This window comes from Caulobacter sp. Root1472, from assembly GCF_001426985.1.
In the GTDB taxonomy this organism is placed as follows: domain Bacteria; phylum Pseudomonadota; class Alphaproteobacteria; order Caulobacterales; family Caulobacteraceae; genus Caulobacter; species Caulobacter rhizosphaerae.
On record NZ_LMFX01000015.1, the window covers coordinates 49,341 to 74,855 of the forward strand.

General features: G+C 68.8%; 28 protein-coding genes and 2 tRNA genes. 4 read left to right on the plus strand and 26 right to left on the minus strand.

The features are described from left to right. Nucleotides 1-147: 147 nt before the first annotated feature. Nucleotides 148-223, minus strand: a tRNA-Ile gene (locus ASD47_RS12060). 199 nt (nucleotides 224-422) lie between these two features. Between ASD47_RS12060 and ASD47_RS12065 the strand changes: the two genes are divergently transcribed. Beyond that, nucleotides 423-1,178: an SIMPL domain-containing protein gene (locus ASD47_RS12065; RefSeq protein ID WP_056756443.1), complete on the plus strand. Its 756-nt coding sequence runs from the start codon at nucleotides 423-425 to the stop codon at nucleotides 1,176-1,178. Between the two features lie 39 nt (nucleotides 1,179-1,217). Here ASD47_RS12065 and ASD47_RS12070 read toward each other — a convergent pair whose 3' ends face one another. The 10 genes from ASD47_RS12070 to glmU form a co-directional block, all read right to left on the minus strand. Then, on the minus strand, nucleotides 1,218-1,688 hold the full coding sequence (locus ASD47_RS12070; protein WP_056756448.1) for a hypothetical protein: 471 nt from the start codon (nucleotides 1,686-1,688) through the stop codon (nucleotides 1,218-1,220). A gap of 2 nt (nucleotides 1,689-1,690) precedes the next feature. Continuing rightward, on the minus strand, nucleotides 1,691-2,047 hold the full coding sequence (panD, locus tag ASD47_RS12075) for an aspartate 1-decarboxylase (protein WP_056756452.1): 357 nt from the start codon (nucleotides 2,045-2,047) through the stop codon (nucleotides 1,691-1,693). Nucleotides 2,048-2,249: 202 nt separating this feature from the next. Continuing rightward, nucleotides 2,250-3,350 carry a class I SAM-dependent methyltransferase gene (locus tag ASD47_RS12080; protein ID WP_082564592.1) on the minus strand — a complete coding sequence of 367 codons (1,101 nt, stop codon included), beginning with the start codon at nucleotides 3,348-3,350 and terminating at the stop codon, nucleotides 2,250-2,252. Nucleotides 3,351-3,576: 226 nt separating this feature from the next. Continuing rightward, complete coding sequence (locus tag ASD47_RS12085; RefSeq protein ID WP_056756455.1) at nucleotides 3,577-5,367, minus strand: long-chain-acyl-CoA synthetase; 1,791 nt, start codon at nucleotides 5,365-5,367, stop codon at nucleotides 3,577-3,579. Between the two features lie 46 nt (nucleotides 5,368-5,413). Beyond that, nucleotides 5,414-6,364 (minus strand): retroviral-like aspartic protease family protein, encoded by a 951-nt coding sequence (locus ASD47_RS12090; protein ID WP_056756457.1) that lies wholly within the window; start codon nucleotides 6,362-6,364, stop codon nucleotides 5,414-5,416. 71 nt (nucleotides 6,365-6,435) lie between these two features. Continuing rightward, nucleotides 6,436-7,815 (minus strand): class II 3-deoxy-7-phosphoheptulonate synthase, encoded by a 1,380-nt coding sequence (locus ASD47_RS12095; RefSeq protein WP_056756459.1) that lies wholly within the window; start codon nucleotides 7,813-7,815, stop codon nucleotides 6,436-6,438. An 84-nt stretch (nucleotides 7,816-7,899) separates the two neighbouring features. Further along, on the minus strand, nucleotides 7,900-9,162 hold the full coding sequence (locus ASD47_RS12100; protein WP_056756461.1) for an O-antigen ligase: 1,263 nt from the start codon (nucleotides 9,160-9,162) through the stop codon (nucleotides 7,900-7,902). Continuing rightward, entirely contained in the window at nucleotides 9,159-10,553 is a 1,395-nt protein-coding gene (gor, locus tag ASD47_RS12105) for a glutathione-disulfide reductase (protein ID WP_056756462.1), read from the minus strand. The genes ASD47_RS12100 and gor overlap by 4 nt, the downstream gene beginning before the upstream one ends. 75 nt (nucleotides 10,554-10,628) lie before the next feature. Further along, nucleotides 10,629-11,309: a ribose-5-phosphate isomerase RpiA gene (rpiA, locus tag ASD47_RS12110; RefSeq protein ID WP_056756464.1), complete on the minus strand. Its 681-nt coding sequence runs from the start codon at nucleotides 11,307-11,309 to the stop codon at nucleotides 10,629-10,631. Next, a complete protein-coding gene (glmU, locus tag ASD47_RS12115; protein WP_056756466.1) occupies nucleotides 11,306-12,718 on the minus strand; it encodes a bifunctional UDP-N-acetylglucosamine diphosphorylase/glucosamine-1-phosphate N-acetyltransferase GlmU in 1,413 nt (470 codons plus the stop codon). The genes rpiA and glmU overlap by 4 nt, the downstream gene beginning before the upstream one ends. Nucleotides 12,719-12,787: 69 nt before the next feature. Here glmU and gph point away from each other — a divergent pair, with 69 nt between their 5' ends. Continuing rightward, nucleotides 12,788-13,519: a phosphoglycolate phosphatase gene (gene gph / locus ASD47_RS12120; RefSeq protein ID WP_056756469.1), complete on the plus strand. Its 732-nt coding sequence runs from the start codon at nucleotides 12,788-12,790 to the stop codon at nucleotides 13,517-13,519. Nucleotides 13,520-13,564: 45 nt separating this feature from the next. Next, nucleotides 13,565-13,639, plus strand: a tRNA-Val gene (locus tag ASD47_RS12125). 203 nt (nucleotides 13,640-13,842) lie between these two features. Here ASD47_RS12125 and ASD47_RS12130 read toward each other — a convergent pair. Together ASD47_RS12130 and ASD47_RS12135 are read right to left on the minus strand one after the other, a co-directional pair. Beyond that, entirely contained in the window at nucleotides 13,843-14,178 is a 336-nt protein-coding gene (locus ASD47_RS12130; protein WP_056756472.1) for an MmcQ/YjbR family DNA-binding protein, read from the minus strand. Nucleotides 14,179-14,311: 133 nt separating this feature from the next. Beyond that, a complete protein-coding gene (locus tag ASD47_RS12135; RefSeq protein WP_056756475.1) occupies nucleotides 14,312-14,512 on the minus strand; it encodes a hypothetical protein in 201 nt (66 codons plus the stop codon). Nucleotides 14,513-14,612: 100 nt separating this feature from the next. Between ASD47_RS12135 and ASD47_RS12140 the strand changes: the two genes are divergently transcribed. Continuing rightward, the gene (locus tag ASD47_RS12140) at nucleotides 14,613-14,894 is read left to right on the plus strand and encodes a hypothetical protein (protein WP_056756479.1); all 282 of its coding nucleotides are present in this window, start codon (nucleotides 14,613-14,615) and stop codon (nucleotides 14,892-14,894) included. An 87-nt stretch (nucleotides 14,895-14,981) separates the two neighbouring features. On the opposite strand, the gene ASD47_RS12145 is transcribed toward ASD47_RS12140, so the two are convergent. The 13 genes from ASD47_RS12145 to ASD47_RS12205 form a co-directional block, all read right to left on the minus strand. Continuing rightward, the gene (locus ASD47_RS12145) at nucleotides 14,982-15,206 is read right to left on the minus strand and encodes a DUF2274 domain-containing protein (protein ID WP_056756482.1); all 225 of its coding nucleotides are present in this window, start codon (nucleotides 15,204-15,206) and stop codon (nucleotides 14,982-14,984) included. Continuing rightward, nucleotides 15,203-16,342: a TrbI/VirB10 family protein gene (locus tag ASD47_RS12150; protein ID WP_056756486.1), complete on the minus strand. Its 1,140-nt coding sequence runs from the start codon at nucleotides 16,340-16,342 to the stop codon at nucleotides 15,203-15,205. Before ASD47_RS12150 ends, ASD47_RS12145 begins: the two co-directional genes overlap by 4 nt. Next, entirely contained in the window at nucleotides 16,339-17,136 is a 798-nt protein-coding gene (trbG, locus tag ASD47_RS12155; protein ID WP_056756489.1) for a P-type conjugative transfer protein TrbG, read from the minus strand. Before trbG ends, ASD47_RS12150 begins: the two co-directional genes overlap by 4 nt. Beyond that, nucleotides 17,133-17,819 carry a conjugal transfer protein TrbF gene (gene trbF, locus ASD47_RS12160; RefSeq protein WP_056756492.1) on the minus strand — a complete coding sequence of 229 codons (687 nt, stop codon included), beginning with the start codon at nucleotides 17,817-17,819 and terminating at the stop codon, nucleotides 17,133-17,135. The genes trbG and trbF overlap by 4 nt, the downstream gene beginning before the upstream one ends. Continuing rightward, on the minus strand, nucleotides 17,819-19,060 hold the full coding sequence (gene trbL / locus ASD47_RS12165) for a P-type conjugative transfer protein TrbL (protein WP_056756497.1): 1,242 nt from the start codon (nucleotides 19,058-19,060) through the stop codon (nucleotides 17,819-17,821). Before trbL ends, trbF begins: the two co-directional genes overlap by 1 nt. Then, the gene (trbK-alt, locus tag ASD47_RS12170; protein WP_056756500.1) at nucleotides 19,057-19,278 is read right to left on the minus strand and encodes a putative entry exclusion protein TrbK-alt; all 222 of its coding nucleotides are present in this window, start codon (nucleotides 19,276-19,278) and stop codon (nucleotides 19,057-19,059) included. The genes trbL and trbK-alt overlap by 4 nt, the downstream gene beginning before the upstream one ends. Continuing rightward, nucleotides 19,275-19,994, minus strand: a complete 720-nt coding sequence (gene trbJ, locus ASD47_RS12175) for a P-type conjugative transfer protein TrbJ (protein ID WP_056756503.1) — start codon at nucleotides 19,992-19,994, stop codon at nucleotides 19,275-19,277. The genes trbK-alt and trbJ overlap by 4 nt, the downstream gene beginning before the upstream one ends. Further along, nucleotides 19,991-22,429 (minus strand): conjugal transfer protein TrbE, encoded by a 2,439-nt coding sequence (gene trbE, locus ASD47_RS12180; protein ID WP_056756506.1) that lies wholly within the window; start codon nucleotides 22,427-22,429, stop codon nucleotides 19,991-19,993. The genes trbJ and trbE overlap by 4 nt, the downstream gene beginning before the upstream one ends. Nucleotides 22,430-22,432: 3 nt before the next feature. Next, complete coding sequence (locus ASD47_RS12185; RefSeq protein ID WP_056756509.1) at nucleotides 22,433-22,699, minus strand: VirB3 family type IV secretion system protein; 267 nt, start codon at nucleotides 22,697-22,699, stop codon at nucleotides 22,433-22,435. Next, complete coding sequence (locus tag ASD47_RS12190) at nucleotides 22,699-23,019, minus strand: TrbC/VirB2 family protein (RefSeq protein WP_056756766.1); 321 nt, start codon at nucleotides 23,017-23,019, stop codon at nucleotides 22,699-22,701. Before ASD47_RS12190 ends, ASD47_RS12185 begins: the two co-directional genes overlap by 1 nt. Before the next feature lie 50 nt (nucleotides 23,020-23,069). Then, the gene (trbB, locus tag ASD47_RS12195; RefSeq protein ID WP_056756514.1) at nucleotides 23,070-24,002 is read right to left on the minus strand and encodes a P-type conjugative transfer ATPase TrbB; all 933 of its coding nucleotides are present in this window, start codon (nucleotides 24,000-24,002) and stop codon (nucleotides 23,070-23,072) included. 206 nt (nucleotides 24,003-24,208) lie between these two features. After that, nucleotides 24,209-24,973, minus strand: a complete 765-nt coding sequence (locus ASD47_RS12200; RefSeq protein WP_056756517.1) for an SDR family NAD(P)-dependent oxidoreductase — start codon at nucleotides 24,971-24,973, stop codon at nucleotides 24,209-24,211. Continuing rightward, nucleotides 24,951-25,484, minus strand: a complete 534-nt coding sequence (locus ASD47_RS12205; RefSeq protein WP_056756521.1) for a 2,4'-dihydroxyacetophenone dioxygenase family protein — start codon at nucleotides 25,482-25,484, stop codon at nucleotides 24,951-24,953. The genes ASD47_RS12200 and ASD47_RS12205 overlap by 23 nt, the downstream gene beginning before the upstream one ends. Between the last annotated feature and the right edge of the window lie 31 nt (nucleotides 25,485-25,515).

A 25,515-nucleotide genomic window follows, 5' to 3' on the forward strand; every position in this document is an offset into this window, starting at 1 on the left:
CGCGGGGCGTTGGAGTGGCCTTCGGCTGCGGCTGGCTGGACATGCGGCTTCCCGGCGATCGGCGATCGCCGCGAGAATGTGCGGTCCCACCCGCCTTGGTCCATCGGGGTATCCCCAGTTTACTTTCCGGGAAATCCGCAGAGGTTTTGGTAGGCCTGGAGGGACTCGAACCCCCAACCAGACCGTTATGAGCGGTCGGCTCTAACCATTGAGCTACAGGCCCCCAAAGACTCGAAAGGGGCGCGCGGCCCTTTCGGGAGGACGGGTCGATTAGCATGGGCTGCACGCGGCTTAAAGGTCCGGTTCAGGTTGAGCCTGTCAGGAATGCCACCGTCCGTCGTCGGTCCCGCTTGTCGGAGCCGGCGGACGGGACGATCAAGGTCGCGGCGCCTGTCCCCCAAGCCGCATGGAGAACGACCATCATGACCGCCCTGACTGCCGCCCGCCCCTCGATTCCCCTGGCGGCTTCCTTCGCCCTGGCGGCCGCCCTGCTGGCGACCGCGGCCGCCCTGCCCGCCAAGGCCCAGACGGCCGACGCGGCCTTCCGCGCCACGACGCTGAACCTCTCGGCCTTCGGCGAGAGCAAGGTCACGCCCGACCTGGCGACCATCACCCTGGGCGTCCAGACCGACGGCCCGACCGCCGCCCAGGCCCTGTCGGCCAACGCCGCCCAGATGACCAAGGTCGTCGCGGCCCTGAAGAAGGCCGGGATCGCCGAGCGCGACATCCAGACCTCGACGCTCAACGTCAATCCGCAATACGTCTATGTCGAGAACAAGCCGCCCCGGCTGAACGGCTACCAGGCCAGCAACCAGGTGACGATCCAGGTGCGCGACCTGAGCAAGCTGGGCCAGACCGTCGACGCCACGGTCAACGCCGGGGCCACCAATGTGGGCGGGATCAGCTTCGGCCTGCAGGACCCCAAGGCGGCCGAGGACGCGGCGCGGCTCGACGCGGTCAAGGCCCTGCAGGCCAAGGCCGACCTCTATGCCCGCGCCACCGGCTACAGGATCGTCCGCCTGGTCAGCCTGGGCGAAGGCGGCGGCTACACGCCCGCCCCGCCGACGCCGATGTACGCCATGGCCAAGCGCGAGATGGCCGACAGCAGCAGCCCGGTCTCGGCCGGCGAACTGAAGGTGCGGGTCGACGTCTCGGCGACCTATGAGCTGGTGAAGTAGCTGGGCCGGGGACAGGCCCATGGGCCTGTCCCCGATCGTTCAGAGCCCCGCCTTGGCGAACGCCTCTTCGACCCGCTCCTGGACCTCGCGGCCCGGCAGGGCGCGCTCGCCCTCCATCACCGCGACATAGGACAGGCCCAGGTCCGGCTTGCCCGCGCCGACCGGCACGGGTCCCATGGCCCAGCCGACGGTGTTGGCGCCAGGGCCGGACGGACAGCTGGCGAAGCGGGCCGGCTTGCCGACCGCGCCTTCCAGCACGCTCTGAGCCGTGGTGGTCGTGCCGCCGCAGGTGGGCAGGTTGCGGGCGCAGGTGATGTAGCCGCCGCCGGTCCAGACCACCTTGCCGGTCTTGTTCGCCAGCAGCACGCAGGTGTTGGGCCCGCCGATGGCGCGGCCGACGGACTCCGACAGCTGCTGCTCGTCGACGCCCTTGGGCAGCTTGGGCGAGCAGGCGGCCAAGGCGGCCAGGACCAGCCCGGCCACGATCAGCCGAACGGCGGAAGCCCGCACGCTCAGGCGGCCTTCTTGATGCGGTTGCCGTCTTCCAGCAGCACGACGGTCGGGGCGTAGTTGCGCGCCTCCTCGGCCGGCATCTGGCAGTAGGTGACGACGATGACGGTGTCGTTCTTCTGCACCAGCCGGGCGGCCGCGCCGTTCACGCCGATCACCTTGGAGCCGCGCGGCGCGGCGATGGCGTAGGTGGTGAACCGGGCGCCGGTGGTGATGTTCAGCACGTCGACCTGCTCGTTGGGCAGGATGTTGGCGGCCTCGAGCAGGTCGGTGTCGATGGCGATCGAGCCCTCGTAGTCGAGGTCGGCCTGGGTGACGGTGGCGCGGTGAAGCTTGGCCTTCATCATCGTCAGCAGCATGGCGATATCCCCTTATCCTCTTGAACCATCGCGGGATTTCCCGGGTCGCCACACACAGACCCGCAGTCAATCCTGGCCATATAGCCAGGAAGCGGACGGCGTTCAATCGCGGTGCGACAAAGCGGCCGCTCCCGACACGCTTATCGCGGACGCGAACCCAGGGAACGTGCGGAGGGGTGGACGCCCCTCCACGACGCCTGGGTCAGGGGCGGACCTCGAACACCAGGTTGAACGGGGTCTGGGCCACGCGGCGGAAGCGGGTGAAGCCGGCCTCCTGGCAGACCCCGCGCAGGCGCGCCTCGCCCGCCTGGGCGCCCAGGCCCAGGCCCACCTCCTGGCTCAGCGAGGCCGGCGTGCACAGCATGGTCGAGGCGGCGTAGAACATCCGGCCGACCGGATTGAGGTTGTCGGTCAGGTCGTCGTTGGCGAACGGCTCGACCAGCATCCACGTGCCGTCGGGGTTGAGGCAGGCGCGGATGTGGGCCGCCGCGCCCACCGGGTCGCCCATGTCGTGCAGCGCGTCGAAGATGCAGATCAGGTCGTAGTGATCACCGGGGAAGGTCTTGGCCATGGCGGTCTGGAACACGGCGCGGCTCCCCAGCCCCGCGGCTTCCGCGGTCTCGCGGGCCCGCTCGACCGAGGCGGCGTGATAGTCGAAGCCGAAGAACCGGGAATTGGGGAAGGCCTGGGCCATCAGGAGGGTCGACGCGCCGTGGCCGCAGCCCACGTCGGCGACCACCGCGCCCTGCCTCAGCTTGGCCTCGACGCCGTCCAGCGCCGGTATCCAGCTGGAGAGCAGGTTGGCGTTGTAGCCCGGCCGGAAGAACCGTTCGGTCCCGCGGAAGAGGCAGGCGTTGTGCTCGTGCCATCCGACGCCCTCGCCGGACCTGAAGGCGTCGGCGATCTTCGGTTCGTCGCGGAACATGGCGGCGATCACGTCGAAGCCGCCGGCCAGGAACACCGGCCCACCTTCGTCGGCGAACACCAGGGTCTGCACCGGATCCAGGAAGAACCGGTGTTCGTCCTCGTCATAGGTCACGTAGCCGGCGGCGGCCTGGCCGGCCAGCCATTCGCGCACGTACCGCTCGGTCGTCCCGGTGCGGGCCGCCAGTTGCGCCGAGGTGGCCGGACCGCCGTCCGCCAGGGCGCGATAGAGCCCCAGATGGTCGCCCAGCAGCACCAGGGCGGCCGACATCGCCGCTCCCATGTCGCCGACCATCTTGCCCATGAAATCGTCGAGCGCGCCCGGACGGGGCTGCGGAAGCGGCCCTGCGGGGTCGGTGGGTGGGGATTGTCCAAGCATGATGACCTCCGATCATCGGCGCATAGCGCGGCCGGGCCGTGGTCACACCTGTTCGGCCCTGAGACGCGAAAGGACCCCGATCCTACGCCTGGCGACCGGAACGCCCAAGGTTAATCACACCATGGACGAGCCCCTGAGGCGCCTTTCGTGTCGTTGCCCCGCAGCCCTGGATAGGCGCCGGCCGGGGATCGCCGGAAAGTGGCGACCAGGCCTTCCCGAAGAGGCCCTACAGCCGGTAGCCGCCGGCCAGGATCTTGGCGTGCACGGCCTTGGTCAGCTTCACATAGCCCTTGGCCGGATCGCGGAAATACAGCGGATCCTTGATCCGGGCCGGGTCGAAACCTTCCTGGACCAGGTCGATCTTGCGGTACTTGAAGGTGCCGGTCGTCTCGATCTCGGGCTGCAGGCGCACGAAGATCGGCCGGGCGTAGGCCGGCAGCTCGCGATCGACATATTCGGCCAGGGCGGCGATCTCGAATTCGGGGCCGACCACCAGCGAGGCCATGCCCGCCTTGCCGTCCAGCTCGCCCACGGGCACGCCGTAGACATTGACCTCCTTGACCCCGGCCACCGCCGACAGGCGCTCGGACACCTCGCTGGTGGCGACGTTCTCGCCCTTCCAGCGGAACGTGTCGCCGATGCGGTCGACGAAATAGAGGTAGCCGTCGCCGTCGGCGCGCATCAGGTCGCCGGTGCGGAACCAGGCGTCGCCCTTGTCGAACACGTCGTGCAGGATCTTCTTCTCGGTGGCCGCCTTGTCGGCGTAGCCGGTGAAGTTCGAGCGGGCGTCGCTGGCGATATGGCCGATGCACTCGCCGATCTCGCCGGGCGCGGCCTCGATGCAGCAGCCGTTGGGGCCGCGAACCGGGGTCTCGGTCTCGACGTCGAACTTGACGATCCGGATGTTGAACTTCTTGCGCAGATAGCGCGGCACCCGGCCGATGGCCCCGCGCCGGCCGTCGAAGTTGAACAGAGAGACGTTGCCCTCGGTGGCGCCATAGAACTCCAGCACCCCGCCGACCTTGAAGCGGTCAAGCATCACGTCCCACACATCCGGGCGCAGGCCGTTGCCGAAGATCAACCGGATCTTGTGGGCGCGCTCGTTCGGCGTTTCGGGATGGTTGGCCAGATAGCGGCACAGCTCGCCGATATAGACGAACATCGTGCAGTTCTCGGCGACCACGTCGTCCCAGAAGGCGCTGGCCGAGAACTTCTTGCGCAGCACCACCGCCCCGCCGTTCAGCAGGGCCGCGCCCATGGCGCACAGACCGCCGGTGGCGTGGTAGAGCGGCAGGGTCACGTAGATGCGGTCCGTCGCCTTGGCGTCGGTCGAGCCGGCGAAGCCGCGCATGTAGAGCTGGGCCCGCATGTGGGTGATGCGCGCGGCCTTCGGCAGGCCGGTGGTGCCGCTGGTGAAGATGTAGAGCGCGGTGTCCTTGGCCACCAGGCCGTTGCGGGCCGTCAGGCGATCCGGACGCAGTTGGCTGCAGCTCTTGAGCGCATTGGCCAGGTCGCGCTGCTCGCCGTGCGCCGGGCCCAGCACCCACTGCTGGACATGGCGCTCCAGCCCGCCCTTCACCTGCTCGAAGCAGGGCGAGGTCTCGGGGTCGACGATGCAGTGCAGGGCCTGGGAGATATTCAGGCAGTGGGCCAGGGCCGGCCCGGTCAGCTGGTTGTTGATCAGGGCGGTGGCCACGCCCACCTTCGACAGGCCGTACCAGATCGCCAGGTATTCCAGGCGATTGGGCATGAACAGCGCTACGGTCTGGCCGCGGGTTAGCCCCTGCCCCTTGGCCCAGTGGGCGTAGCGGTTGGCGATGGCGTCCAGCTCGCCATAGGTCACCGACTTGCCTTCGAACACGATGGCCTGGCTGTCGCGCCACCGGTCGACGGCGGCTTCCAGATCGTCGCAAATCAGGTTGGAGCTGTCGGGCGCGATGGACTTCACGCGCTTGAGCGTGCGCGAGAGCCCCTTCAGGAACTTCAACTCGCGTTTCAACCTGGCCGGCAAACTCATCGACGCACTCCGTTCAAACAACCATTGGAGAGCGGCGAGCGACCGGTCAAGACATGGCCGCGGCTCCATTTGCCGCAGTCGACGACAATCGGAAATGCACCTGGCCGCGGGTGAAATCCAGAGCCACTGATTCGAAGGCGTTGAGCACGTCGATTCCGATCAGGATCGCCGGTCGGTCGGACAGCCCCCAATAGTCGAACGTATGCACCGGCCCGAACACAACCGGCAGGTTGCGCAGATTGACCTTGCCCAGGCTGACGCTCTTGAGGGCGGCCAGGCGGCCCGTCATCGATTGGCCGGTCAGACTCTGCAGCTCGATGTCGGCCCAGTCGGTGCTGACCGCCTTCTGATGGATCGCCCGCTGCATCAGGGCCATGTTGCCCACCGTGGTGGTGGAGCCCGTATCGAGGAAGGCCAGGGTCGCCGCGCCCGACACCGAGGCCTCGATCAGGTGCAGGCCGCTGCGCGTCGCCTTGACCGGCACCGACACCGTCTGATCGTCCGTTCGCGGCGCGATCGAGCCCAGCCTCATCTCGTCGCGGGAAAAGTCGAGCACCAGGCCCTGAGCGCCCAGCCAATCCAGCCCCAGGATGCCTGGCGCCTGGATGTAGCGGCCCGGTAGCACCGAAAGCACCAGATCCTTACGGGCGCGCCGTCCCACCGCGACCGAGGCGGCGGTGACGGTGTTGACCATCTCGGGCCCGGCTATGCCATGCAGATTGACGGGCCGGCCGGCGGGCAAGCCGAGCAGAGCCGCCAACTCGCTGGAGATCACCGACGCGTTGGCGCCGGTGTCGACCAGGAAGGCATAGGGTCCGTGATCATTGATCCTGACCTGCACCGTCATACGACGGACATAGCCCAGGGGTGTCGTCTTTTCCGTTTGCGGACGATCGGGAAGCGAACGCGACTCGGGAAGCGAACGCGACAAAGCCGGCGAGGCGACCAGGGCGAGCATGCCGGCCAAGGTCCGCCGGCGAAGTATGGGACTGTCCACGGGAGCAGCCTCCTTCCAGGAAGAAGGCTACACCCGTGGCGAAGCGCTCGCCAGAAAATCGGAGACCTGCGTTATCCGGTCGCAAGGCGACGCTGGTCGTCGCGCGCCGACTTCAGCTTTTCGGCCACCAGGAACGCCAGCTCCAAGGCCTGTTCGCCGTTCAGGCGCGGGTCGCAATGGGTGTGGTAGCGATCGGCCAGATCACCTTCCGACACCGCCCGCGCGCCGCCCAGGCACTCGGTGACGTTCTGGCCGGTCATCTCCAGGTGGACGCCGCCGGGGTGGACGCCTTCGGCGTGGGCCACCTCGACGAAGGTCTTCACCTCCGAGAGGATGCGGTCGAACGGCCGGGTCTTGTAGCCGGTCGAGGCCTTCAGCGTATTGCCGTGCATCGGGTCGGTGGCCCAGACCACCGAGCGGCCGGCCGCCTTGGTCGCCTTCATCAGGCGCGGCAGACGGTCGGCGATCTTGTCCGAGCCGAAGCGGCCGTACAGAGTCAGGCGGCCGGGCTCGTTGTTCGGGTTCAAGACGTCGATCAGGCGCAGCAGGTCGTCGCCTTCCATGGTCGGGCCGCACTTCAGGCCGATCGGGTTCTTGACGCCGCGCATGAACTCGATGTGGGCGCCGTCCAGCTGACGGGTGCGCTCGCCGATCCATAGCAGGTGGGCGCTGGTGTCGTACCAATCGCCCGAGGTGCTGTCGACGCGGGTCATGGCTTCCTCGAAGCCCAGCAGCAGGGCCTCGTGGCTGGTGAAGAACTCGACCCGGCGCAGGTCGGGCTGGGTTTCGGGCGTGACGCCGACCGCCGCCATGAAGGTCAGGGCCTCGCTGATCTTCTCCGACAGTTCGCGATAGCGCGCGCCCTGCGGGCTGTCGCCGACGAAGCCCAGCGTCCAGCGATGGATGTTGTAGAGGTCGGCATAGCCGCCGCTGGCGAAGGCGCGCAGCAGGTTCAGGGTCGCGGCCGACTGGCCATAGGCGCGCAGCAGCCGGTCCGGATCGGGGATGCGATCCTCGGGCGTGAACTCCATGCCGTTGATGTTGTCGCCCCGGTAGGACGGCAAGGTCACGTCGCCGATCGTCTCGATCGGTTCGGAGCGCGGCTTGGCGAACTGGCCGGCGATGCGGCCCACCTTCACCACGGGCTTGCCGCCGGCGAAGGTCAGCACCACGGCCATCTGCAGGATCAGGCGGAACGTGTCGCGGATGTTGTCCGCGTGGAATTCCTTGAAGCTCTCGGCGCAGTCGCCCCCTTGCAGCAGGAAGGCCCGGCCCTCCGCCACCTCGCCCAGGGCCGACTTCAGGCGGCGCGCTTCGCCCGCGAAAACCAGCGGCGGCATCTGGCGAAGAGTCTGCTCGACCCGTTCGACCGCCCCCATGTCCGGATAGTCGGTCGGGACGTGTTTCGCGGGCAGGGCTCTCCACGACGACGGGGTCCAGCGGCTGGTCATGACGGTCTCGAACTTCTCAAAAGGGAGCGGCTTTTATCCCAACCGCGATCCAAAGGCAAAATCGTTGCGACAAAAACAGAGAAATCACGCCAATGGGGTAAGTTCATCCAAGCCGGTCCATTGCGGTTGGGCGACCGCGCGGGCCAGGCCGCAGGCGATCAGCGTCATGGCGCCCAGGCCCAGCCACCATTCCTGCCAGACCCCGAAACTCAGCCCACCGATCACCAGATAGCTGACCAGGGCGGCGGCGGCCATCGCCGCCTCGGCCCGAGACCGCTGGCTCAAGCGCACGACGCCATAGGCCAGCCAGCAGAAGAATACGCCGGCCAAGGCCGCGCCGATCGCGCCCAGCTCCAGCCACAGCTGAAGTTGGGCGTTGTGGGTGTGCAGCGGGATGGCCGGGCCGAAGGTGCGGCTGGCGTCCAATCCCCAGCCCCGGAACGGGTGGCGCTGGATATGGTCCGCGGCGAAGGTCCAGATGTTGAGCCTGGCGTCCCATGAGGCTGGAACCATCCGGTGCAGCCAGGCGATGGTCCCGGTCTGGACGGCCACCAGCACGACCAGGGGCGCCAGCACGAACGGCGCGGCCACCAGCCCGACCAATACCTTGGCCCCGGTCTGCCTGGCGAAGTACACGAGCAGCCAGACCACCCCGCCCGCCGCCAGGGCGCCCAGGCAGGCGTCCGAGCTGCAGATCACCGAGGTCACGATCGTCCCCACGGCCATCAACCAGATCAGTCCACGACGCCACAGTCGCGATAGGATCAGCGCGGCCGGCCAGAACAGCAGCGCCAAGGCGTAGGTCGACAGCGAGACCTTGACCATCGCCAGGTCCGGCCGGATCGCCTCGCCAGTCACCTGATGGAGGGTCTGGTAGATCGCCGCGCCGGTCAGCGAGTCCAGCGCGGCGACGCCGGCCAGCGCCACCGCGCCATAGGCCAGCACCGTCGCCGCCCGCCGGGCGCCGGCGTCGGACACGCCGCGCAAGGCCACCACCGCCGCGCCGTAGGTCGCCAGCTGCAAGAACAGCTTCAGGGCCGTCAGGCTCTCGATGTCGCCGTAGCCCTTGAGCTTCGAAACGTCGATCGCCAAGGGGCTCCAGCTCATGCTGGCCGCCGCCCACAGGGCGATGGCCACCAGGATCAGCAGGGGCGGCGCGGCGGCGCGCGTCAGCCTCAGGCCCGGCAAGGCCAGCAGTCCGGCCAAGGCCAGCAGCGGCGCGAAGCCCAACGGCGCCAGATAGGCCAGCAGCGGCGTCATCACCGCGACGAAGATCGCCACGCCGCTCAGCCAGGGCGTGCGGCGCGTCGCCCCTTCGCTCGACTCGGACAAGGACGCCGCGGTCATACGGTCCCCATCTCCGACGGCATGTACTTCTCACGCATCGTCACCAGTTCCTCGGCCAGGGTCGGGTGGACCGCGCAGGTGGAATCCCACTGCGGCTTGGTCACGCCCATTTTCACCGCAATGGCCGCCATCTGGATGATTTCCGGCGAGTCGGGTCCGACCACGTGCACGCCGACCACCCGCTGGTCGTCCGGCTTGACCACCAGCTTCATCAGGCAGCGATCCTGGCCGCCGTAGAAGGTGCTCTTCATGGGCCGGAAGACCGCCCGATAGATGTCGACCTTGCCGAACGCCTGCCGGGCCTGCGCCTCGCTCATGCCCACCGCGCCGACCGGCGGTTGGGAGAACACGGCCGAGGCGACCATGTCGTGGTCGAAGGTGGTGGGATTGTCGTGGAACTCGGTCTGGGCGAAGGCCGCGCCCTCGCGGATCGCCACGGGCGTCAGGTTGATGCGGTCGGTGACGTCGCCCACCGCCCAGATGTTGTCGGCGGTGGTCCGGGAATAATCGTCGACCATGATCGCGCCGCGATCGTTCAGCTTCACGCCCACCTTCTCCAGGCCCAGGCCCGCCACGTAGGGGTCGCGGCCGGTGGCGAACATCACCGCGTCGGTCTCGAAGGTCAGGTCGTTGTTGAAGGTGCTGAGCAGGCCGGTCTCGGTCTTTTCCAGTTTCTCGTGCGAACAGCCCAGCACCACCTTGATCCCACGCTTTTCCAGTTCGTCGGCCAGGTGCGCGCGCACGTCGTCGTCGAAGCCGCGCAGGATGTTGGCGCCGCGGTAACAAAGCGTGGTCTGCACGCCCAAGCCGTTGAAGATGCTGGCGAACTCGACGGCGATATAGCCGCCGCCGACCACCATCACCCGCTTGGGCAGCTCCGGCAGGTGGAAGGCCTCGTCCGAGGTGATGCCCAGTTCCGCGCCCGGAAAGTCCGGACGCCAGGGCCGGCCGCCGGCGGCGATCAGGATCTTGCGCGCCGTGTAGCGGCCCGCGTCCTTGCTCCCGGCCTTGGGCAGCACCTCGACGGTATGGGCGTCGACGATCTCGGCCCGGCCATGCAGCAGGTGGGCGCCGGCCTTCTGCAGGTTGGTGACGTAGATCCCCGACAGGCGGGCGATCTCGACGTCCTTGTCGTGCAGAAAGCTCTTCCAGTCGAAGCTGGCCTCGCCGATCGTCCAGCCATAGCCCTTGGCGGTCTTCAGCTGCGCCTTCACCTCGCTGGCGTAGACCATGAACTTCTTGGGCACGCAGCCGCGGATCACGCAGGTGCCGCCCACGCGGTACTCCTCCGCCACGGCGACCCTGGCGCCGCTCATGGCGGCCACACGCGCGGCGCGCACCCCGCCCGAACCGGCGCCGATCACGAAGAGGTCGAAGTCGTACTCAGCCATCGCGGACGCTCCAGGCTCACTGGGATTGGGTCGGGTCCGGCTTGGCCATGAACCCGAAAGAGTGCGGATATGGGCCTAGGGGACCAGCTTGACCACCCCCTGGTCGGTTCCCAGCAAGGCTTCGTCCGCCAGGTCGAGGAACAGGCCGTGGTCGACCACGCCGGTGACGGTCTTGAGCGCGGAGCCCAGGGCGGCCGGCTCGGCGATCACGCCGGACGGCAGGTCGTAGATCACGTTGCCGCCGTCGGTGACCACGACGCCCCGCTCGGCCATGCGCAGGCGCGGCGGCAGTAGCTCGAATTCGGCGGCGATGTCGGCCAGGCGATGGCCGGTGTGGACGTGGCCGAAGCGCACCACCTCGATCGGCAGCGGGAACTTGCCCAGGTGATCGACCTTCTTGGCGGCGTCGGCGATCACCACGCAGCGCTTGGAGGCCTCCCAGACCAGCTTCTCGCGCAACAGGGCCGCGCCGCCGCCCTTGATCAGGGACAGGCCCGGACCGACCTCGTCGGCGCCGTCGACGGTCAGGTCGATCGACTTGACGTCGTCCAGGGTCGCCAGCGGGATGCCCAGCTCGCGGGCGAGGTTGGCGGTCGCCTCCGAGGTCGGCACTCCGCGGATGTCCAGCTTGCGCGCCGCCAGGGCCTTGACGAACCAGGCCGCGGTCGAGCCGGTGCCCAGGCCCACGACCATGCCGGCCTCCACCAGCTCGGCGGCCGCCTCGCCCGAAATCCGCTTCTGATCGTCGGCGCTCATTTCGTATCCTTCCTGGCCGTCTTGGCCGCCTTCATGGCCCGGAACCTGGTCGCCCAGCCTGGCTTGTCGCTCTGCACGCCACGCCCCAGCGCCAGCGCGCCGTCCGCGACGTCGCGGGTGATCACCGACCCCGAGCCGGTCATCGCCCCGTCCCCCACCCGCACCGGGGCCACCAGGGCGGTGTTGGAGCCGATGAAGGCGCCCGCGCCGACATGGGTCTCGAACTTGTCGAAGCCGTCATAGTTACAGAAGATCGTCCCGGCCCCGATATTGGCCTTCGGGCCGACCGAGCCGTCGCCCAGGTAGGACAGGTGATTGGCCTTGGCGCCGGCTCCGACCTTGACCTTCTTGACCTCGACGAAGTTGCCGATGTGGGCGTCCGGCCCGATCTCGGCCCCCGGCCGCAGGCGGGCGTAGGGGCCGATCAGGGCGCCCTCGTCGACCGCCGCGCCCTCCAGATGGCTGAAGGCCTTGATCACCGCCCCCGTGGCGACGCTGACGCCGGGGCCGAACACCACGAACGGTTCGACCGTGACCCCAGCGGCCAGCCGGGTGTCCCAGCTCAGGTGCACGGTGTCCGGCGCCGGCATGGTCACGCCCTCGACCAGGAAGGCGGAGCGGCGCGCGGCCTGCCAGACCGCCTCGGCGGCGGCCAGCTCGGCCTGGGAATTGACGCCCTGCACCGAGGCTTCCGGCGCGAAGGCCGCGCGAGTCGACAGCGACCGGTCGTGGGCCAGGCCGACCACGTCGGTCAGGTAATATTCCTTGTTGGCGTTGTCGTTGCCGACATTGGCCAGCAGGTCGAACAGCAGGGCGCGGTCGGCGGCCAGCACGCCCGAATTGCAGTGCTTGACCTGCTTGACCGTGTCGTCGGCGTCCTTGGCCTCGACGATGCGCAGCAGCACGTGGCCTGGGGCCAGGATCAACCGGCCATAAGCGCCGGGATTGGCCGCCTCGAAGCCCAGCACCGCCACGTCGGCGCCCCCCCCACGCGAAGAACCGGCCCGCAGGTCGAACAACGGCTCGATCACCGGGGCGCTCAGCAGGGGGCAGTCGGCGAAGGTCACCACCACGTCGCCGTCGAAGTCGGCCAAGGCCTCGCGGGCGGCCAGCACGGCGTGGCCGGTGCCCTGGGGCGGATCCTGCAGCACCGTCGCGCCTTCGCCCAGGCGCTTCCTGGCATGCTCGCCGACCTGCGGGCTGTGGGCCCCGACCACCACCACGATGCGTTCGCAGTCCAGGGCCTGGGCGGTGTCGATGGCGTGGTCCAGCAGGGTCCGGCCGCCGATCCGGTGCAGCACCTTGGGCGTCGGCGACTTCATCCGCGTGCCCTGGCCGGCGGCCAGGATGACGGCGGCCCTTGGCCGGGTCGAGTTGGCGCGGGCCGGCGAAGAGACGGCGTTGGTCATGGGCGAAGCGACTCCCGAAGCGCGGACCAAAGTTGCATTAGCCGCGCGTTTAGCCGAAAGGCCAGAGCCATGCATGCCCAGAACGACATTCCCAAGGCCGAGATTCTGAAGGGCGCGACGATCGCCTTCGATCTCGACGGCACCCTGGTCGACACCGCCCCGGACCTGGTGGCTTCGCTGAACCTCATCCTGGCCGAGGAAGGCTTGCCGCCGCTGCCGTTCGACGACGTGCGCAAGATGGTCGGCCGTGGCGCCAAGGCCCTGCTGGAGCGCGGCTTCGCCGCCGCCGGCGCCCCGCTGGACGCCGACCAAGCTCCGGTCCTGGTCGAGCGTTTCGTCGCCCTGTACCTGGGCCGCATCGCCCACGAGAGCGCCCCGTTCCCCGGCGTGGTCGACGCCCTGGTCTCCCTTCGCGCGGCCGGCGCCAAGCTGGCGGTCTGCACCAACAAGCTGACCCACCTGTCGGTCGCCCTGCTCGACGCCCTGGACCTGACCCAGTATTTCGACGCCGTGGTCGGGGCCGACAGCGCCCCCGCGGCCAAGCCGGATCCGCGGCACCTGCTGGCCACGATCGCGGCCGTGGGCGGCGACCCGACCCGCGCGGTGATGGTCGGCGACAGCATCAACGACGCCCTGGCCGCCAAGGCCGCCAACGTGCCGACCCTGCTGGTCACGTTCGGCTACACCGAGGCGCCGGTCGAGACCCTGGGCGGAGATCTGTTGATAGATGCCTTCTCCGACGCGCCATCGGCCTGCATCACGCTTTTGGCCTCTTGCGGTCGCCGAAACGCCGGGCTATAGGCCCGTCCCTCTCGCGGCGGGGTCTTCGGACTTCACCGACACGGCGGATGCTTAGCTCAGCGGGAGAGCACCTCGTTCACACCGAGGGGGTCACAGGTTCAATCCCTGTCGCATCCACCAGAATTTCCCAAGCAAAATCATTGCGTTACAGAAATCGGCGCGCCGCATGACTGCCTAAGGCAGCGCTTGCTCCCCAGATATTCCCCAGAAACGACCGTTTTTCGGAGACAAAACCGCCGTCGACGGCCCGGCGCTCACGCGCGGACGCCGCCAACTTTCCAAGTCTATTGTTGGCGCGCAGGGGCCGTTTCACGGCCTCCAGTTCAACCCGTCTTGGCCAGAGATGTCGTCGAGGCGGATGCCGCTTGCCAAGCGGCGATCAAGAGCCGCATCGCCACAGCCTCGCTGACGGCTCTCAGTCGCACCAAGGTGACGCCCCTGCGCCCACGCCGCCCGGGTTCTGGCGCTATAGCGTTGCTGAGCGCGATGAAATCAGCCTGCTCGTCCGGCGGCAGCTTGACGATGGCCCAGCCTGCTTCGGGCCACCCCACCGTCGCGAAGGTCCTGCCATGGACGGCGAGGCGAACCGCCCCCATCACCGTCTTGGCTTTGACCATGGCCAAACCTGAGGCCATAGCGATGAAGGCGTCTGGGGTCATGCCAAGGTTTCCCGCTTCGTCGCGACCGGGCGCGACGAAACCACGAGTCGCACGGAGCCGAAACGTCAGGACCGAGCGGCAGACCCGCGCGGCGCCTGGGCGGCAGAGGCCCAGGCGCGATAAAGGCTCGGCGTTAAACGGGCTTGGCGCCTGGCGCGCTGCACTTGGCGAATTTGCCCTTGGCGTCTTTGCACTTCACGGGCTTGGCCGGCGCGGAGGCCGGGCACTTGATGAACTTGCCCTTGGCATCGCGGCAAGGCGCGGCGGCAAGGCTGGCGCCGGCGGCCGACAGGGCGAACGCCAGGGTGGCGGCGAGCGTGACGATCTTGCGCATGGTTCCCTCCAGGAAAAATCCCTGGGGATGATCGTGCGGTTCCTGTGACGCTTTCAAGGCGTTCCGTTTGAGCGGATTGGGAATCGGCTAGGCCGCGCCCATGAAGCGTGAAGACATCGACCACCTCCTCGACATCATGGCCGTCGAGGCGGCCGAGAAAGGCGACGAATCTCTCCGGCCTGGGGCCATTACCTTCAACTCCAGCACTTGGGTGAAGAGATCGTCGGCTGATCTGCCGACCACATGCGTCAACACGACGATCGGGATCCGCTATCGCGGCGTCCAGGTGCTGATCAGCAGCCGGCGCGAAGACAAGGTTCTGAACCGGGCCGAGGACGGCGGAGCCGGCGAGCCGTACATGGAGCTGGAACCAAAATCTTAGGCGGCAACGACCAAAGCCGCGCCACTGACGTTCTTCAAGCTCCGCATGTCCGCTCGCCGTCCATTGCAGACCAGGGCGACCCGCTCGTCAGGCTTTGCGCGACTTGCGGCCACGGGTGAAGCCGCGATCGGAGTCCATGAATCGCCCGACCATGGGCACGATCAGCTTTCCGGGGTCCGCGACCTTGGAATTGGTCTCGGCCGCCAGTTGCTTGCCGTATTCGAGCAGGTCGCGGTGCATGGCCGCAGGCAGCTCGACCGTGATCTTCACCGGGGTGTCGTCCTCGATGGGACCCAGCTTCAACCTGTTCATTGGCCGGTCTCCACGCCGTAGGGCTCCAGGACAAGATCGCGCGTCAACAGCACCCGCAGAGGCGCGCCGGGCCGGATGGTCAGGGTCGGCGTCAACGAAAGGCCGCGGCCCACCGCCTGCTGGCCTACGTCACTGACCGACTGACTGGCGCCTCGGCGGATCGCCCGCTCCAGATCGCTTCCCTGGCTCGATTGCCCGGCTTCGGCGCCGATCGCCAGAACCGTGCTCAAGGCCGCGGCGGCCAGCACCGCCTTGCCGTGTCGGTCCACGCTGTCCTGCAGTCCCGCCATGCCTTGCGCATCCGCGGCCGGCAGTTTGTCCAGAACGATCGAACGCCCCGAAGGCAGGATCAGCCGGGTCCAAGCCACCGACAGCCGGCTCTGGCCAGCACGGGTGGTGGTCTCGTAGTCCCCAATCAGCCGCGCCCCGGCCGGGATCAGGCGATGATGTCCGCCCAGGCTGTCATAGACATCCTGGGAGACCTGGGCGACGGCCAGGCCCGCTGCGTCGGACCGTAAGCCCGTGACCAAGGCGGCGGGAATGATCGATCCAGCCTGCAGGACGTAGGGCGAGGCCGGAGCCTGCAAGCGCTCTGGACTGGTGGTTCGCTGATCGGGGCCGGACGTCCGCGGACCGCTGGCCACGACCGCTTCCCCATCCGGACGGCTAGGCTCGTCCAGCGTGAACAGGCCGCTGGCGCGCGCCGCCTGCCCGGCCTGGATACGAGGATCGGACCCAGCTGGAAGCGACTCTGACGGCGACGACATGGTCTCTGCCGGCGGCAAGGTGCCCGCGGACGGGTTGGCGGCGCGCGACCGCTCGGCGCTGAGGATCGGCCGCCCGAGGTCTCCGGGCAGCGGCGGCCCGAGGACCGGCGCCGGACCACGATCCAGATAGTCCCTGGGCAAGCCCGAGATCTGTTCAGGTGGCGGCGCGGCAGGCTGGAAGACGGGTTGGGACGCGGCGCGGTCACGCTCTCTAAGCGACCAAGCCAGGGCGGCCGAAACGCCGATCGCCAGTACCCCGCCGGTCAGGATCAGCGCCTTGCGAGAGACCCGGGCTACCGGCTTGGCGGTCCCTCGCAGTCGCAGGTCCTTGGCGATGGCCTTCTGCTCCTGTTCGATCGTCTCACTCACTGGCCGACCTCCCGATCGCTCTGCTGCCGGTCGATCCGAATGCGGCGCTCCCATCGCTTGAGCCCGAACCGCAACTGGGCGTGGTCGAACAGGCGATCGACGACCAGCCGGCGACCGACCACGCGGTAGTTGACCAGTTCGGAGGTCCTGCCGTCCGGCCCGGCGATGAACAACGGCGGCAGGTCGTTGAGAGCGACAGTCGGCCCGAACTCGACATAGGTCCGCGCCCCGTCATCGAAGACCCGCTCGGGCCGCCAGGGAGCCGCCCCTTTCAGCCGATAGCCGAAGTTCAGACGCGCCGGATCGGGGGCCGGCGGCGGGACGACGATGACCGGCGCTGGCCCAGGCGGAGGAAAGACGGCCGTCGGCGGTGTGGCCGCCGCCGGGTACCGCCAAGCGATCTGGGACAGGAAGGCGCGGCTGGAGGCCCGAAGTTGCAGATGGTAGGTGCGGCGGTTGGTGTTGATGATCAGGTTGGTCGCCAGGTCGGCTTGGACAGGCTTGACCAGGACGTGGACGCGCCGGTTGGCGCCCTCCCCGCTCGTGGTGTCGCCGATCACCCAGCGCACGGTGTCGCCGGCCGCGATCGGGTGGGATTGGACCAGGGTCTCGCCGGGCTCCAGCACGATGTCGGTGATCCGCCCCGGCGCGGCCACCAGGTCATCGACGCCGCGCTCGGCGAATTGGAATTCCGTGAAGACCACGCCTTGGGGCGTCTCGGCGGTGGCCGCCGCCAAGGCCTGGGCCGCGCCGAGGACACTCGCCAGCGCCGCGATCGACAGCAACCGGATCATGCGCCGTACTCCCGTGACCAGGACACCGCCCGCACGAAGATCCCGAACGGGTTCTTGACGAAAGCCTCGGGCGAGGTCGGCGTGACGATGACCAGGGTCAGGATCGCGCTCCAGCGCTGGGTTGAGACCAACTGCCCGTCGACATAGCGCCGCTCGATCCAGGCCAGGCGAAAGCTCTCGGGCGAAGCGCGCACGACGTTGGTGACCTCGACCGAGATTTGCGCCCTACCGACCTGGGCGAAGGGATCGGCGACCCGCGCGTACTCCGACAGCGCCGCCGCGCCGGCGGCGTCGGTAAAGTCGTAGGCGCGCCGCCAGTTTTGCCCCAGCACCACCGCGTCGGCCGGCACGGCGCGAGTGTTTTCGATGAAGCGCGACAGCGTCCAGGCGATCACCGCATCGGGCGGCCGGTAGCCACGCTGGGCTGGACCGACCGCCAGGGTCTGGCCCAGGCGATCGACCTCCACCACCCAGGGGGTGACCGACCCGCGGGCGGCCTGCCAGATCATGCCGCCCGACTGGACGATGTTGCTGGCCAGCAGGCCCAGGGCGATCAGCCGCCAGTTGGCGGCCTGGACACGGGCGCTGCCGATGCGCTCGTCCCAAGCCTGGCCGGCCCGCTGGTACGGGGTTTCGGGGACGGGGGTCGCGCCCAGGCGCGAGGCCCCCTTGAACGGGTTCATCAGCTTTGCTCCGAGAGTGAGGGACTGGCGCCGCCGCTATGGTCGTCGCCGCTGGCCAGGCCGTGGGCGGCCAGGCTCGCGCCATGGGCCAGAGCCTGTTGTTGCCTGAGCTCGCGCGCCCAGGACGGCGCCTCGGCGGCCTCGCCTGGTCCGTCCGATGGCGTTCCCGAACCGGGCTCGCCGCCGCCCGCACCGGGCGCGGACTTGGCCTGCATGCCGCCTGGGACCGCTCCCCCGCCGGACCTAGGTCCGGAAGGGCCGCCGCTCGGTCCCTCGGGCGTCGCGCCACCAGGGCTGGGCCGAGGGCCGCCGGGACCGCCCGCGCCCGCGGCGGCCGAAGCCAGGCTCGCGCCGCCGCCGGCCGCCATCTGGGCCGCGCCGGCTCCAACCATCGCCATGCCAGCGACGGTCAGGCCGGTCCCGACCGCCGCGCCCAGGCCCAGTTGCGGCGCGCCCGACACCAGGCCCGAGGCGATGCCAGGACCAAAGATCGACAGGCCCAGCAGGGTCAGGGCGGCCAGGGCCATGGCCAGGACCTCTTCCAAGGTCGGTTGACCGGAGGCCGCGCTGGTGAACTCCGAAAACAGGCTCGAGCCGATCCCGACGATCACCGCCAGGACCATGACCTTGACGCCCGAGGCGATGACATTGCCCAGCACGCGCTCGGCCAGGAAGGCGGTGCGGCCAAACAGAGCGAAGGGCACGAGCACGAAGCCGGCCAGGGTGGTCAGCTTGAACTCGATCAGCACCACGAAGATCTGCACGGCGATCACGAAGAAGGCGACGATCACCAGCAGGGCCACAGCCAGCAGGATGACGATCTGGACGATGTTCTCGAAGAAGCCAGGAAAGCCGCCCAGTTCGCTGGCCGCTTCAAGGATCGGCTTGCAGGACGACACGCCCAGCGCCGCCAGCTTGCCCGGCCGCAGGAAGTCCTCGCTCGATACCCCCGCCCCTGACGCCTTCAGGCCCAGACCCGAAAAGCTCTTGAGGACAATAAGGGTCAGGGCGTGGAAGTTGCCGATCAAAAAGGCGAAGAACCCGACATAGAGGGTCTTCTTGACCAGGCGGGCGGTCACATCGTCCTGGGCCCAGGCCCAGAACAGCGCCGCCAGGGTCATGTCGATGGCCACCAGGGTGGTCGAGAGGTAACCAACCTCGCCGCCCAGCAGACCAAACCCGCTGTCGATATGCTGGGTGTAGACGTCCAGCATCCGGTCGATGACGCCGGTGTCGCTCATGACGCGGGCCGTCCGAAGAACCGGTCTCGCGCCGCGGCCCAGGCGGCCCGGCAGGCCAGGTCACCCTGGTCGGCCGTCCTGCACCGCGCCAGCTCGGCGTCGACCGCGGCGACGCTGGCGCCCCTCGCCGGCTGTGGGGCCTGGGACGCTCTGCCCGCCAAGGCAGCGCCGCCAAGCAAGATGATCAGTGCGATCCCCCAGACGAGGGACCGGTTCATGGCTGCGGCGTTGCCCCCATGAAGCGGGCGAAGCGCGCCTTGGCGTCGGCTCGCGCCGCCGCCCGGTCGGCCGCCTCCAGCGCCTGGGCCCGGCCGTTGGCGACCACCACCGCGGTGAGGGCGGACAGTTGCTGCGCCTGCAAGGCCAGAAGCTGATTGCCGGCCTGGGCGGCCTGGAGCGCGCCGCTGGCGTCCTGGCTGGCCGACACCAGGCTCTGCATCTGCCCGCGACTGGTCTCCAGGCCTTCGACCACGCCGGCCTGCACCGTCAGCGCGTCCTGGAAGCCCGCCACCGAGGTCGTCCAGCGCGCCTCGGCGCGGGCGGTGAGATCCGCGTCGCTGGCCAGCAGGTCCGCCACGCTATAGCGCTGATGAAAGGCCTCCTGGATATCCTGGACATTATAGGCCAGGGCGCGAGCCTGCCCGAGCAAGGCTTGGGTCGCGGCGACTTGCGCCTGAAGGGCCGACAGGGACGAGTACGGCAGGCTGGCCAGGTTCCTGGCCTGGCCGATCAGCATCTGGGTCTGGTTCTGCAGGCTGGTGATCTGGTTGTTGATCTGCTGCAGGGCTCGGGCGGCCTGCAGCACGTTCTGAGCATAGTTGCTGGGGTCATAGACCGCGACCTGGGCCCTGGCGGGCGACGGCAAGGCGACCGTCATGGGAATCGCCGCCGCGCCACAGAGCAGCGCGGCCAGATGGCGTCGGGAAAGGCTCATCGGGAGGACTCCGGTAGGCGGATGGAGGTCAGGAGATCGGCGGCCCACGGCAGGCGACGATGGCGAAGCCAGGCGGCGGCGAAGCCGTCGGCTCCGTGAGCGGCGAGGACCTGGGCGATGTCGGCCTGGTCGGTCTTGGAAGAGGCCGCGCAAAACGCCTGGGCGATGGGGCCAAGGCCAAGGTCGAACAATCGCTCGCCGGCCCGGGACTGGACGTAATAGTCCCGCTTGGGCGTGGCGCTGGCCACGATGTCGATCTGCCGGTCGTTGAAGCCGAACCGGCGGTAGGCCGCCGCGCCCTGCGGGTCGCGCGCCCACCCGTTCGGCAGGAAGATCCGCGTCAGGCACAGTTCGGCGACGGCCGAGGCGATCGGGCTTTTCTCGATCTGTGACAACGACAGGGTCGTGAGGACGACGGATCCATTCTTCTTGCGGATCAGAGCCAGCCAGGCCTCGAGCTGTGGCCCAAAAATGGGGTCCACCAGAGCAAGCCAGGCTTCGTCCACCAGGATCAGGGTCGGTCGGCCGTCGAGATCCCGGGCCAGACGGTGGAAGAGATAGGCCAACACAGCAGGCGCGGCGGGCGTGCCCAGCAGCCCCTCGGTCTCGAAGGCCTGGATCGCGGCGGCGGCCAAGGCCTCGTGGTCGGCGTCGAGCAACCGTCCCCACGGACCGGCCAGGGTATAGGGGGTCAGGGCGTTCTTCAGCTCCAGGGTCGGCAGCAACGCGGCCAGACCCGTCAGGGTCCGTTCCTCACGCGGGGCCGAAGCCAGGCTTGCCAGGGCCGACCAGAGGTGGTCACGCACGGTCGGGGTCACGACCACGCCTTGCCCCGACAGCAGGGCGGCGACCCAATCGATGGCCCAGACTCGCTCGGCGGGATCATCGACACTGGCCAGGGGCTGCAACGCCACGGCGGGCCGCTCGGCGTCGAGCAACACCCCGCCCAGGTCGTGGAAGACGCCGCCCATGCCAAGCGTCGCGGCTCGGATCGAGCCGCCAAAATCGAAGGCGACGATCCGCGCGCCGGCGTAGCGCCGAAACTGCAAGGCCAACATCGCCAGAAGCACGCTCTTGCCCGCGCCCGTGGGCCCGACCACCAGGGTGTGACCGACATCGCCGACATGCAGCGACAGCCGAAAAGGCGTGGAGCCCTCGGTTCTGGCCATCAACAACGGCGGGCCGCCCAGATGCGGATTGGACCGAGGTCCGGCCCACACCGCCGACAGCGGGGCGATGTGCGCCAGGTTCAGGGTCGACAGCGGCGGCTGGCGGACATTGGCGTAGGTCTGGCCCGGCAAGGTCCCCAGCCAGGCCTCGACCGCGTTGATCCGTTCCTTGATGATCGAAAAGTCTCGGCCGGTGATGACCTTCTCGGCCAGGGCCAGCTTGGCGTCGGCCCGGTCGGGGTCAATGTCCCAGACCACCAGGCTGGCGGTGACGAAGGCATAGGCGACCGCGTCGGCGCCGAGGTCCTGCAGAGCCAGGTCGGCCTCGCCGGACTTGTTGGCCGCGTCGTTGTCGACCAGGGCCGAGGGCTGCTGGGTCAGGGCCTCTTGCAAGAGGACGCCGATCGACTTGCGCTTGGCGAACCACTGGCGCCGGATCTTGCCGATCAGGCGGCTGGCGTCGGCCTTATCCAGGCATAGGGCCCGGGTTGACCACCGGTAGGCGAACCCCAGGCGATTGAGCTCATCCAGCAGCCCCGGCAGGGTGTGGCTCGGAAAGCCGACGATGGTCAGGATCCGTAGGTGGGCCTCGCCCAACCTTGGCTCCAGCCCCCCGTCCAAGGGCTGGGTGGCCAGCAGCGCATCCAACTGCATCGGGGTTTCTGGGACGCGGACGCCCTGGCGGCTCGTGGTCACCGCCCCGTGCAGGAAACCCAAGGTCTGCGCATCGTCCAGCCAGTCGGCCTCGCGGGTCAGGCCTTGGATCAGGGCCAGCAGGCGGTCGGAGCGGTCCATGAAATCGGCCAACTGGGCGCGCCAATCGATCCCGCCCCGCTCGCGTCCCTCGACGAACAGACCCTCCAGCCGCCCGGTCCGTTCGGTCGGCGGCAAGAAGATCAGGGTCAGGAAATAGCGGCTCTCGAAGTGCGCCCCTTCCTTGAGGAAGGCCTGGCGCCGCTCGATGTCGACCAGGGCCGAGACCGGATCGGGAAAGACGCTGTCCGGATAGGCCATGGCCGGATCGCGGCGGGCCTCGATGAAGATCGCCCAGCCCGAACCCAGCCGACGCAGGGCGTTGTTCAGCCGCGCGGCGACGGCGGCGACCTCGGCCTCGCCCACCGAGTCCAGGTCCGGTCCCCGAAAGCTGGCGGTGCGCTGGAACGCTCCATCCTTGTTGAGCACCACGCCGGAGGCGACCAGGGCCGCCCACGGGAGATAGTCGCACAAGAGCCTTGGCCGGCGGGCGTATTCGCGAAGGTCCAGCATCGGTCAGACCTCCAGTCGAGCCGGGATCCGCACGTGGCGGCGGCCGACCTCGAAGACCAGCGGGTCGTGGCGCGCGGCCCAGACGGCCAGGCCGTGACCGACCAACCAGACACCCAGGCCGACCAGCCACAGCCGCAATCCCAGACCCAGGGCGGCGGCCAGGGTGCCGTTGACCAGGGCGATCGCGCGGGGCGCGCCCGCCAGAAGCATCGGTTGGGTCAGGGCCCGATGAACAGGCGCGGCGAAGCCGTGGTCGCGATCGCCCGTCATCAGACCAGCGCTCCGCCGCCGAACGAGAAGAACGACAGGAAGAAGCTGGAGGCGGCGAACGCGATCGACAGGCCAAAGACGATCTGGATCATCTTGCGCGAGCCGCCGGAGGTGTCGCCAAAGGCCAGGGTCAGGCCGGTCACGATGATGATGATCACCGCGATGATCTTGGCGACCGGGCCCTCGATCGACTCCAGGATCCGCTGCAGCGGCTCTTCCCACGGCATGGACGAGCCGGCGGCCTGGGCCGAGCGACTGGTCAGCAACGCCGCGAGGGTGAGCGGCGCCAACCGGGCGACATGGCCCAGCGGATCGAGCATCGATCCGGACAGCAGGCGCGTGCGCAGGGAGCGCTCGGGATTGGCGGGCATCAGGCAGTCTCCTTGTTCGGTGGGCAGGCGGGGGTGAGCTGGTAGGCGCCGTCCGGGCCAAGGCCGCCGAGGCGGGCTAGGTCGATCAGGCGGCGCTGAGCGCCGCGGCCGGCGATGACGGCGACAAGGTCGATGGTTTCGGCGATCAGGGCGCGTGGCACGGTGACCACCGCCTCCTGGATCAGTTGCTCCAGGCGCAGCAGCGCGCCTACGGCCGAGCCGGCGTGCAGGGTGGCCACCCCGCCTGGATGGCCGGTGCCCCAGGCCTTGATCAGGTCGAGCGCCTCGGCCCCGCGGACCTCGCCGATGATGATCCGATCGGGACGCAGGCGCAGGGACGAGCGGACCAGATCGGCGAGGCTCGCCACGCCGTCCCGGGTTCGCAGCGCCACCAGGTTGCGGGCCGGGCACTGCAACTCGCGAACATCCTCGATCAGGATGACGCGCTCGTCCAAGGCGGCGACCTCGTCCAACAAGGCGTTGACCAGGGTTGTCTTGCCGCTGGACGTCGGGCCGGCGACCAGGATGTTGCGACGCTCAAGCACGGCGTCGGCAAGCGTCCTGGCCTCCTGCGCGCTCATCACGCCCTGCCCGACATAGGCGCCGAGCGGAAAGACCATGCTGGCGGGCTTGCGCAGAGAGAAGGTCGGCCCCGAGACCAGGGGCGGCAGCAGGCCCTCGAACCGTTCGCCGCCGCCCGGCAACTCGGCGGCCAGGCGCGGCCGGCCCGCGTGGACCTCGACCCCGACGTGATGGGCGGCCAGGCGGATGATCCGCTCGCCGTCGGCCGCGCTCAGCGACAGGCCCGCGGACCTTAGCCCGATATCTAACCGGTCGATCCACACCGCGCCGTCGGGATTGAGCATGACCTCGGCGACGCCGGGATCTTCCAGTTGGGCCAGCAGCAAGGGACCCAGGGCCGTGCGCAGCATGCGATGGCTGCGCGATATCTCCAGATCAGGGTCGGAAGGCTCCACGGCGGGTCCCCGTTGTTTACGGGGACGAGTAAGAAGACCGCGTTGGCGCCAGTCTCAACAGGCAAATCGGCCGAGAAAACAACGGCTACAGGAGAGAACCTGCCGGCGGACCATCCTTGTGGCGACACCCGACCAGTGATCACGCTTGGGACCGCTGCGCCTCAGGCGATGAGATATCCGCCGTCCACCGGGATCACGGCTCCAGTGACGTAGGAGGCCGCTGGCGAACTCAGAAAGGCGATGGCGGCGGCCACCTCCTCGGCCGCTCCCCAGCGTTCGGCGGGGATGCGTTCGAGAATGCGCGCCTTGTCACGGGGGTCGAGATTGCGCGCCAGCGGGGTCTCGATCCAGCCAGGGGCGACGGAATTGACCCGTACGCCTCGCCCCGCCAGGAGTTGGGCGAGCGATTTGGTGAGCTGTACGATCGCGCCTTTGCTGGCCGCATAGCCAGGCCGCGCGGCCGCGCCGAAATAGGCGTACATCGACGCGACCGTGGTGATCGTCCCGCCCTGCCGCTCGATCAGGGGCGCCGCCGCCATGGCCGCGGCCATTCCGGCGACGAGGTTCACCTCCAGGACCCGCCGGAAGCCCTCCAAGTCAAGTTCCTGGGCGTTCAATGAGATGCCGGCGCAGAGCACCAAGTGATCCAACCGCGGAAGCGCGGTGATCGCTTGGCCCAATCGCGCCTCGTCGGTGACATCGAGTTGGACAATCGACAGGCCCGCCTGGGCCGCCAGCGGCGCGTGGTCGGCCTCAAGGCCGGCGGCGACGACGTTGGCCCCGAGCCGGTGAAAGAGCTGGGCCGTCGCCGCGCCGATCCCCGAAGTGCCCCCCGTGACGAAGACCGTCGAGCCGGCGAACAGGTCGGGCGCGAAAGCCGCCGATGGCCCCGCGGCCGGGCGCTCAGCGCAAGAGGGTGTCGACATAGTCGGCTCCGACACCGTTGGCGGCGTAATGGCCGCGCGCCAGCGCGATGTAGTCGTGGACGTCGAAATGACCGACGCTGGCGCCCGTCTCGTCGAGCCAGATCAGCGGACCGGAGACGACGAAGAAGGCCTTCATCGGCTCGTCGGATTCGTAGGCCACGAGCGTGTGGCCTTCCCCGGGGGTCTCATAGACGAAGTCGCCTTTGGACGCGGTCCAGTCGTGCTCGAGATAGCCCCACTTGCCCTGGATCGTGTAGGCGAAGATCTGGTGGGGATGGTAGTGCCGGTTCACTAGGCCCGCCTTCTTGGCCCACAGGATGTCGGCCCACATGTTGCGCTGGGGCGAAATCCACATCGGCCGCGACAGAACCGTTTCGCTCAACGGGATGAAGTAGCGCTCGTCGCTATTGGCCGGGTCTTTCATGTAGATTTCGGGGGGGACGCCCGGCTTGAAGCAGTTCTCGATCGGCTTGAGGTCGCGCCAAAATTCGGTGGTGGCCGTTTCGGGCATGTCTTGCTCCTTGGAAGGTGTTTGGGGCCGC